Here is an 8650-nt window from a genome sequence, read left to right as displayed (position 1 = left end):
CGGTCGAATCTTGCGTCAAGATTCGACCCGGAACCCTGATCCAGCGCCGCCACGGGTGGGCGGTCAGGCGCCGGTGCGGAGGCGGTGCAGGCGCAACGCCAACTGCACCTCCAGCGCGCGTTCCGGCCGTTGCCAGTCCGGCCCGAGCAGCTGCGCGACCCGGTCCAGCCGTTGCGTGACGGTGTTGACGTGGACGTGCAACTGCTCGGCGGCGCGGGCCAGGCTGCCGCCGGCACCGAAGTAACACTCCAGCGTCTTGACGAGTGCGGTGCCACGCCGCGTGTCGTAGTCCACGACCGGGCCGATGGCGTGATGGAGGAACCGGGCCACGCCCCGGTCGCCGCCGTCGGTGACCGCGCCGAGCAGCAGGCCGACGAAGCCCAACTCCGAAGTGGACGCCGCTTCTCCGGTGCGGCCCAAGGCGACCAGGGCCGTCACGCACCGGTCGGCCTCGGCGTACGCGTGTGCCTGGGCGGCCGCTCCGGTAGCCGGACCGGCCGAGCCGACGGTCGCCGGGCGGCCCAGCGCCCGGGCGAGATCCTTGGCCACGGCCCGGGCGGTGGCCCCGGCGTCGCCGCCCGGCAGCATCAGCACGACCCGCCCGTCCCGGATCGCGGAGAGCCCGGATCGGGTGGCGGCGTACGTGACGCCCCAGGACGCGGCCCGCTGGCGCAGCGCCCCGGACGAGGCGAACTCGTCGCCGATGGCCACCATGACGTGCGGCGAGTCGAGATCGACCCCGATCCGGCGCGCCCGTACGCGCAACGCGTCCACGTCGCGCCCGGGCCGGGCGATGAGGTCGTCCAGCAGCTCTCCGCGTACGCGTCCCTCGGCTTCGGCCAGGTTGCGCCGGAACAACTGCACCAGGGCGGTGACGAGGGCAGCCCGTTCGAGGATCTGCTGGTCGGCGTCGGCCAGCGGCGATTGCGGACGGCAGACCAGCGTGCCGAGGTTCTCCGCGCCGGCCACGACGGCGGCGTACCACAGCTCGTCCCGGCGGACCGCGTGGCCGCCGGCGCGGGAGGCGGTGACCGCCTCGGCGAGCACCGACGACTCGGGCGTGCCGAGGTCGCCGACGAGCGCGAGGGTACGCCCGTCCGCGTCCAGCACGAGCAGCGAACCGCCGAGCGCGTCGGTGACCGCGGCCGCCACGTCTTCGACCCCGCCACCCCGGACGACCAGCGATGTCATGCGGTCGTGCGCGGCCGCCGCCCGTTCCACCGATTCGCTGTGCGCGCGGATGACCTCGTTGGCGGCCGACAGTTCGGTCAGCGCCGCCTGCGTCTCGGTCAGCAGCCGGGCGGTGTCGATCGCGACGGCAGCGTGCGCGGCCAGCGAGACCAGCAGCGCCACCTCTTCCCGCGCGAACGGGCGGGCGGACCGGTTCGCGGCGTACAACACGCCGATGACCTGGGCGCCCAGCCGCAGCGGCACGCCCAGGATCGCGACGAGCCCCTCCTCGCCGACCCCGGCGTCCACCTCGCCGAGATGCTGGAACCGGGTGTCCTGCGCGTAGTCGGCCGTGGCGTACGGCGTACCAGTCTGTGCCACCAGGCCGCCGAGTCCGCCGCCGAGCGGCAGCCGGAGGCGCTGGAACCGCGCGGAGATCGAGCCGTCCGTGACCCGCATGTAGGTGTCGCCGTGGTCGGGATCGTTCAGCGTGAGGTACGCGATGTCGGTGCCCAGCAGGTTGCGCGAGCGGTGGACGATCGCGGACAGGACGCTGTCGAGGTCGCGCAGGCCGGCGAGGTCGCTGGCGGTGTCGTAGAGCCCGGACAGCTCCAGCTCCCGCCGACGGCGGCGTTCGAGCAGCGCCCGGACCCGCAGCGCGACGACCTTGGCCTCCTCGAGCGCGGCGAGCTCCTCGGCGGCCGCGCCGTCGGCGCGCGCCTGGAGGAGCGGGCCCTCGAACTCGACCGGGCTCGCCTCCCGTTCCAGCAGCTCCAGCAGGTGGGACAGGGGTGTCATGCGTTGCATTCTCAGTGCGCTGTCCATCCGCCGTCCATCGCGATGCTGGTTCCGGTGATGAACGAGGCCGCCGGTGTGCACAGGTACGCCATGAGTTCGGCGACTTCGTCCGGTTCGATCAGCCGTTTGATCGCCGCCTTCGCGAGCATGATCTCGCTGATGACCTGCTCCTCGGCGATGCCGTGGGTCCGCGCCTGATCGGCGATCTGCCCCTCGACCAGCGGCGTACGCACATAGGCCGGATTGATGCAGTTGGAGGTGACCCCGTGCGGCGCTCCTTCGAGCGCGGCGACCTTGCTCAGCCCCTCCAGACCATGTTTGGCGGCGACATACGCCGCCTTGTACGGCGACGCGCGCAACCCGTGCACGGAGGAGATGTTGACGATGCGGCCCCAGCCTTGGGCGTACATGTGCGGAAGGGCCCGCCGGACCACCAGGAACGGCGCGAGCAGCATGACCTGCTCGATGTACGCGAACCGGTCGGGCGGGAAGTCCGCCAGCGGCGCGACGTGCTGCAGCCCGGCGTTGTTCACCACGACGTCCAACTCCGCCGGGATCGCGTCCGGGGCGGCCGGATCGGCGAGGTCCACCACGATCGAAGCGCCGCCCGTCTCCGCCGCGACGGCCTCGGCGGCGTCCTGGTCGCGATCCACCACCAGGACCCGGGCCCCGGCCGCGGCCAGCCGCCGGGCACAGGCCCGCCCGATGCCACTGCCCGCCCCGGTGACCAGCGCGGTCTTGCCCGACAGGTCCAGGCCCACGGTTTCCCCGATCGTCATGGCGCAGAAATTACGAGCGCGCGACCGGGCAACACATGTGTCCACGCCACACACTCCACGCGGGGTTCGTGTGCGGCGTGCCGTGCGAACCCTGTCGGGGCCGGACGATAGGGTGTCGTACAGGTGTGCGGGGAGGGGTGGATTCGGTTGCGCGTACTGGGAGTCGATCCCGGGCTCACCCGGTGCGGCGTCGGCGTCGTCGAGGGCGTCCCCGGGCGGCCGTGCACGCCGATCGCGTACGAGGTGGTGCAGAGCGACCCGGACGAGGAGCTGGCCCACCGTCTGTTGCGGTTGGACCGCCGGCTGGCCGAGCTGATCGCCCTGCACCAGCCGGACGGCGTGGCCGTGGAGCGGGTCTTCAGCCAGCACAACGTGCGCACCGTGATGGGCACCGCGCAGGCGGGCGCGGTCGCGATCCTCGCGGCGGCCCGTGCCGGGCTGCCGGTCGCGCTCTACACTCCCAGCGAGGTCAAGGCGGCGGTGACCGGTTCCGGCACGGCCGACAAGGCTCAGGTCACCGCGATGGTCACCCGCCTGCTGCGGCTGGACGCCCCGCCACGCCCGGCGGACGCGGCCGACGCGCTGGCCCTGGCGATCTGCCACGTGTGGCGCGGTGGCACGCGGGACAAGGTCGCGGCGGCGTTGCAGCAGTATCGGAGAGGTCGATGATCGCGAGCGTGGCGGGCAAGGTCGCCTGGGTCGGCGCGGACACCACGGTGGTCGAGGTCGGCGGGGTCGGCCTGGCCGTGCACTGCACCCCGAACACGCTGGCCACCCTGCGGGTCGGCCACGACGCGCGGCTGTCCACCACGCTCATCGTCCGCGAGGACGCGCTCACCCTCTACGGTTTCGTCGACGACGAGGAGCGGGAGATCTTCGAACTCCTGCAGACCGTGGGCGGGGTCGGTCCGCGGGTCGCCCAAGCCGTGCTGTCGGTCCATTCTCCTTATTCGGTACGCGTGGCGATCGCGCACGGCGAGGTCGGCGTGTTGACCAAGGTGCCCGGGATCGGCAAGAAGGGCGCCGAGCGGATCATCCTCGAACTACGCGACAAGGTCGGCCCGGTCGACGCGGCCGCCTCGGTGAAGGGCGTGCCCCGGCAGATGCCCTGGCAGGAGCAGGTCCGGCAGGGTCTGGTCGGGCTGGGCTGGACGGCGAGCCAGGCCGACCAGGCGATCGGCACCGTCGCGTCCGGGCTGGAGGACGGCCCGACGCCGCCCGTGCCCGTGCTGTTGAAGCAGGCGATCAAGCTGCTGGGTAGGACCCGGTGAGCGAATCCGTCGTGAGCGCGGTCGCCTCCCCGGAGGAGCGCGACGCCGAGGCGACCGTCCGCCCGAAGCGGCTGAGCGAGTTCATCGCGCAGGAACGCGTACGCGAGCAGCTGGAAGTGCTGCTGCACAGCGCGCTGCGCCGGGGTTCGCCGCCGGATCACATCCTGTTCTCCGGCTCGCCCGGGTTGGGGAAGACGACGCTCGCCATGATCGTCGCCGCCGAGCTGGGCGGCGGGCTGCGGATGACCAGCGGCCCGGCCATCGAGCGGTCTGGCGACCTCGCTGCGATCCTGACCAGCCTGGCCGCCGGCGACGTGCTGTTCATCGACGAGATCCACCGGATCGCCAAGCCGGCCGAGGAACTGCTCTACTCGGCGATGGAGGACTTCCGGGTCGACGTCATCGTCGGCAAGGGGCCGGGCGCGACCGCCATTCCGCTGGACGTCGAGCCGTTCACCCTGGTCGGGGCGACCACCCGGGCCGGGTTGCTGACCGGCCCGATGCGCGACCGGTTCGGCTTCGTCGGGCATCTGGAGTTCTACAACGGCACCGAGCTGACCGCGTTGCTGCACCGATCCGCCCGGATCCTCGGCGTACCGGTGACCGCGGAGGGCGTGGAGGAGATCGCCGGGCGGTCGCGGGGGACGCCCCGGATCGCCAACCGGCTGCTGCGCCGCGTGCGCGACTATGCCGAGTTGCGGGCCGACGGCGTGGTGACGCTGGACGCGGCCCGGGCCGCGCTGCGTGTCTACGACGTCGACGACCTCGGTCTCGACCGGCTGGACAAGGCGGTGCTGGCGGCGCTGGTCGAGACGTTCGGCGGTGGACCCGTCGGGCTGTCCACGCTCGCCGTCGCGGTGGGGGAGCAGCCCGAGACGGTCGCCGAGGTCTGTGAACCCTTTCTCGTCCGGGCCGGTCTGCTCGCGCGTACGCCCCGGGGCCGGGTGGCCACCCCGGCGGCCTGGCAGCACCTCGGCCGTACGCCGCCGAACAGTGCCTTTCCGGGGCAGACGGGCACGCAACTCCCGGGACAAACAGCCGGGAATGGTATGTTTTCCGGCGGCGCCGCCGGGGCGCCGGACCTGTTCAGTTCCGCAGACGAAGCCGAATAATTGCCGTGATCGTAATGTGATCGCCACAGGGGGTGTGGCGATCGGCGGTCCAGCGACTAGACTTCGCGCGGTCCGAACGGACATTCTTCGCCTGCCCCGGTCACCCGGGGTGGGCTGAAACGGAAGGTCAGAAACCGTGTTCTACGCGGCAGGCAATTCGGGCGGCAGTGCGCTGCCCACGCTGCTTTTCTTCGGCCTCATGGCCGCCCTGATGTACTTCATGATCATCCGCCCGCAGAGCAAGCGGCGCAAGGAAGCCATGGAGCTGCAGCGCAATGTCGCCGTCGGCGACGAGGTGGTCACCGTCGTGGGCCTGCACGCCACCGTCGCGGGCATCGACGACGAGAACAACACCGTGCTGCTGGAGATCGCGCCGGGCGTGAACGCGACCTACGAGCGCGCCGCCATCGGCCGGGTCATCAAGGCTCCCACCGCCGAGGAGACCACGGAGTCGGAGACCGCCGACGAGACCCCGCAGGTCATCGAGCAGGGCCGCTAGTCCTAGACCCACCCCGGCGCCGCTGATCCGGTGCCGGGTCCACCCTCCCCACCCGTTCCCCATGCAAGGAGACCCGAGGCCGTGGCACCACCTCAAGGACAGATGAAGCCAGGGCGGCAGCTAGCCGTCCTCGCCGGTCTCTTCGTCGTCCTCTATCTGCTTGTCTTCTTCACCTCCGGCGCCAGTGGCAGCTTCACCGACCGCCTGCACCCGCGGCTCGGCCTGGACCTGGTCGGCGGCATGCGGATGACCCTGGTCGCCCAGGGCAAGACGCCGTCCGCCAAGGAGATGGAGCAGGCCCGGCAGATCATCGAGGACCGGGTGAACGGTACGGGTGTGGCGGAGGCCGAGGTGGTCACCGACGGTGACCGGAACATCGTGGTCTCCATCCCGGGCAGCAACACCGCCGACCTCCAGGACGTCGGCGAGCCCGCGCAGCTGTTCTTCCGCAAGGTGCTCAACTCGGTGCAGGACAACAGCGGCGCCCTCGCGGCGGCCACGGCCAGCCCGAGCCCGTCGGCCTCCGCGTCCACCTCGGCGAGCCCGTCGGCGTCGGCTTCGGCGAAGCCGTCCGCGTCGGCCAGCGGCCAGGGCGGCGGCGCGGCCGCGAGCGCGACGCCGAGCGCGTCCGCCTCCACGTCTCCATCGGCGGCGGCCAGCCCGACGCCCAGCGCCAAGGCGCTGACCCAGGAGCAGACCGCGACGCTGGACGAGGTCAAGAAGAAGATCGGCGACACGACCTACCAGGCGGCCGAGGCGCTGACCGCGCCGGTCGACGTGTCCACCGATCCGACCGCGGCGCTCCAGTTCTCGAAGTTCGCCGACCTGACCGCGGCCGAGGTCGCCGTCCTGCCGGCGAAGATCCAGTTCAACGTCCCGCAGATCAGCTGCGACCAGCTGGGCAAGCGCCCGGTCGGCTCGATCAGCGACGCGAACGCCCAGGTCGTGGCATGCGAGGGCACCGGCAAGTACCTGATGGACGTGGCCAAGGTGGCCGGCACCGACGTCGGCAGCGCGCAGGCCGTGCCGCCGAACGCGCAGCAGGCCGAGTGGGTCGTCAGCCTGAAGTTCAAGGGCAACGGCCAGGACAAGTGGACCAACCTCACCAAGGAGGCGGTCAACAAGACCGGCACCACCTGTGAGATCAAGGGCGACCAGGGCAACTGCCTCGTGGCCGTGGTCCTCGACAACACGGTGATCTCCGCGCCGGAGATCCGCGAGGTGCTCACCAGCGACTCGACGATCAGCGGCAGCTTCACCTCCGACACCGCGTCGGACCTGGCGAACAAGCTCAACTACGGCGCGCTGCCGGTGACCTTCGAGGCCCAGGAGGCCCAGCACGTCACCGCCACGCTCGGTGCGGCTCAGCTGAAGGCGGGTCTGCTGGCGGCCGGTCTCGGCATGCTGCTGGTCATCATCTACGCGTTCTTCTACTACCGCCTGCTCGGCTCGGTCATCTTCCTCTCGCTCGTGCTGTCCGGTCTGCTCACCTTCGGTGCGCTGGTCTGGCTCGGCCGGACGATGGGCTTCACGCTGACCCTCGCGGGCATGGCCGGTTTCGTCGTCTCACTAGGTGTCGCGGCCGACTCGTTCGTCATCTACTTCGAACGACTGAAAGACGAGATCCGGGAAGGTAGAGCGCCGCGCAGCGCGGTGCAGCGAGCCTGGGTCCGCGCCCGGCGGACGATCATCACCGCCAACACGGTGACGGTCATGGCCGCGGTGGTCCTCTACCTCTTCTCGTCCGGGGCGGTGAAGGGCTTCGCGTTCGCGCTCGGCCTGTCGACCGTGCTCGACCTCGTGGTGGTGTTCCTCTTCCGGCACCCGATGATGGAGATGTTCGCCCGGACCAAGGCGTTCATGTCGCCACGCGTCAGCGGTCTCGGCCGGGTCCTGCAACAGGCCAACGAAGACGAGGCCGACCAGCCGCGTCGCTACCGGGCCAAGGAGGCCTGACATGAGCAAGTCGGGACTTGCGACTCGCCTCTACCGCGGTGAGGCCGGCCTCAACATCATCGGCAAGCGGAAGGTCTGGTTCGGCGTCGTCGGCACGATCTTCCTGATCGCGCTGATCAGCTTCTTCACGCTCGGCTTCAAGTCCGGGATCGAGTTCACCGGCGGCACCGAGATCACGGTTCCGGCCTCGGTCGGCACGCTGAACGACATCGAGACGTCGGTCGGCCAGCAGATCGTCAAGGTCGACCCCGAGGCCAAGGTCGGCACCAGCCAGCACCTCGGCGGGTCCGACCCGTCGTACAAGATCCGGACCTCGGCGCTGACCAACGAGCAGGCCAACGAGGTCCGCACGGCGCTCGCCCAGCAGTACAACGTCGGCGTCGACGAGATCTCGACCAGCGTCGTGTCGGGCGCCTGGGGTGCCCAGGTCACCCAGAAGGCGCTGTTCAGCCTCGCGATCTTCCTCGCTCTGGTGACCGTCTTCCTGATCATCCGCTTCGAGTGGCGGATGGCGGTGGCGGCCCTGGCCTCACTGGCGTTCGACCTGGTCGCGGCCGCCGCGGTTTACTCGCTGGTCGGGTTCGAGGTCTCGCCGTCGACCGTGATCGGCTTCCTCACCATCCTGGGCTTCGCGCTCTACGACGTCGTCGTGGTGTTCGACAAGGTCCAGGAGAACACCCGGTCGATCACCGGCAGCAGCACCCAGACGTACGGCGAGGCGGCGAACCTGGCCGTCAACCAGACCCTGATGCGGTCGATCAACACCGGTCTGGTCGCGTTGCTGCCCGTCGGCGGTCTGCTGTTCATCGGGGCGGGCCTGCTCGGCGCGGGCACCCTGAAGGACCTCGGCCTGGTGCTGTTCATCGGTATGGGCACCGCGGTGTACTCCTCGATCTTCTTCGCGACGCCGGTCCTGGTGACGCTGAAGGAGTACGAGCCGAAGATCGCCACGCACACGCAGCGGGTGCTGGCCCGCCGGGCGAGCGGCGCGAGCAAGGCCGCCGCCGCCGGTACGCCTACCCAGGCCGCCCCGGAGCCGGAGCTGGCCACCACGGGCGGCGGCAC

The 8650-nt window shown here is 70.9% G+C and carries 8 protein-coding genes; 6 read left to right on the top strand and 2 right to left on the bottom strand.

Annotated elements, in window-relative coordinates:
* Positions 1-63 precede the first annotated feature (63 nt).
* Positions 64-1968: a helix-turn-helix domain-containing protein gene (locus AB0M47_RS40850; protein WP_363423897.1), complete on the bottom strand. Its 1905-nt coding sequence runs from the start codon at positions 1966-1968 to the stop codon at positions 64-66.
* Positions 1969-1979: 11 nt separating this feature from the next.
* The gene (locus AB0M47_RS40845; protein ID WP_363423895.1) at positions 1980-2747 is read right to left on the bottom strand and encodes a 3-hydroxybutyrate dehydrogenase; all 768 of its coding nucleotides are present in this window, start codon (positions 2745-2747) and stop codon (positions 1980-1982) included.
* 147 nt (positions 2748-2894) lie between these two features.
* On the opposite strand from AB0M47_RS40845, the gene ruvC reads away from it, so the two are divergent.
* The 6 genes from ruvC to secF form a co-directional block, all read left to right on the top strand.
* The gene (gene ruvC / locus AB0M47_RS40840) at positions 2895-3416 is read left to right on the top strand and encodes a crossover junction endodeoxyribonuclease RuvC (RefSeq protein ID WP_363423892.1); all 522 of its coding nucleotides are present in this window, start codon (positions 2895-2897) and stop codon (positions 3414-3416) included.
* Positions 3413-4018, top strand: a complete 606-nt coding sequence (gene ruvA, locus AB0M47_RS40835) for a Holliday junction branch migration protein RuvA (RefSeq protein WP_253752118.1) — start codon at positions 3413-3415, stop codon at positions 4016-4018. The genes ruvC and ruvA overlap by 4 nt, the downstream gene beginning before the upstream one ends.
* Positions 4015-5130, top strand: coding sequence for a Holliday junction branch migration DNA helicase RuvB (gene ruvB, locus AB0M47_RS40830; RefSeq protein WP_363423890.1), 1116 nt, complete (start codon positions 4015-4017; stop codon positions 5128-5130). Before ruvA ends, ruvB begins: the two co-directional genes overlap by 4 nt.
* Positions 5131-5266: 136 nt before the next feature.
* Positions 5267-5629, top strand: a complete 363-nt coding sequence (gene yajC, locus AB0M47_RS40825; RefSeq protein ID WP_308197672.1) for a preprotein translocase subunit YajC — start codon at positions 5267-5269, stop codon at positions 5627-5629.
* Between the two features lie 81 nt (positions 5630-5710).
* Positions 5711-7585 carry a protein translocase subunit SecD gene (secD, locus tag AB0M47_RS40820; RefSeq protein WP_363423888.1) on the top strand — a complete coding sequence of 625 codons (1875 nt, stop codon included), beginning with the start codon at positions 5711-5713 and terminating at the stop codon, positions 7583-7585.
* Between the two features lies 1 nt (position 7586).
* The coding region (gene secF, locus AB0M47_RS40815; RefSeq protein WP_363423885.1) for a protein translocase subunit SecF at positions 7587-8650 on the top strand (1064 nt) is incomplete at its 3' end.

The organism is Hamadaea sp. NPDC051192 (assembly GCF_040682475.1).
Classification (GTDB): Bacteria; Actinomycetota; Actinomycetes; order Mycobacteriales; family Micromonosporaceae; genus Hamadaea; species Hamadaea flava.
The sequence above is the reverse complement of the archived record's forward strand: the minus strand, read 5'-3'. Positions and strand labels throughout refer to the sequence as shown.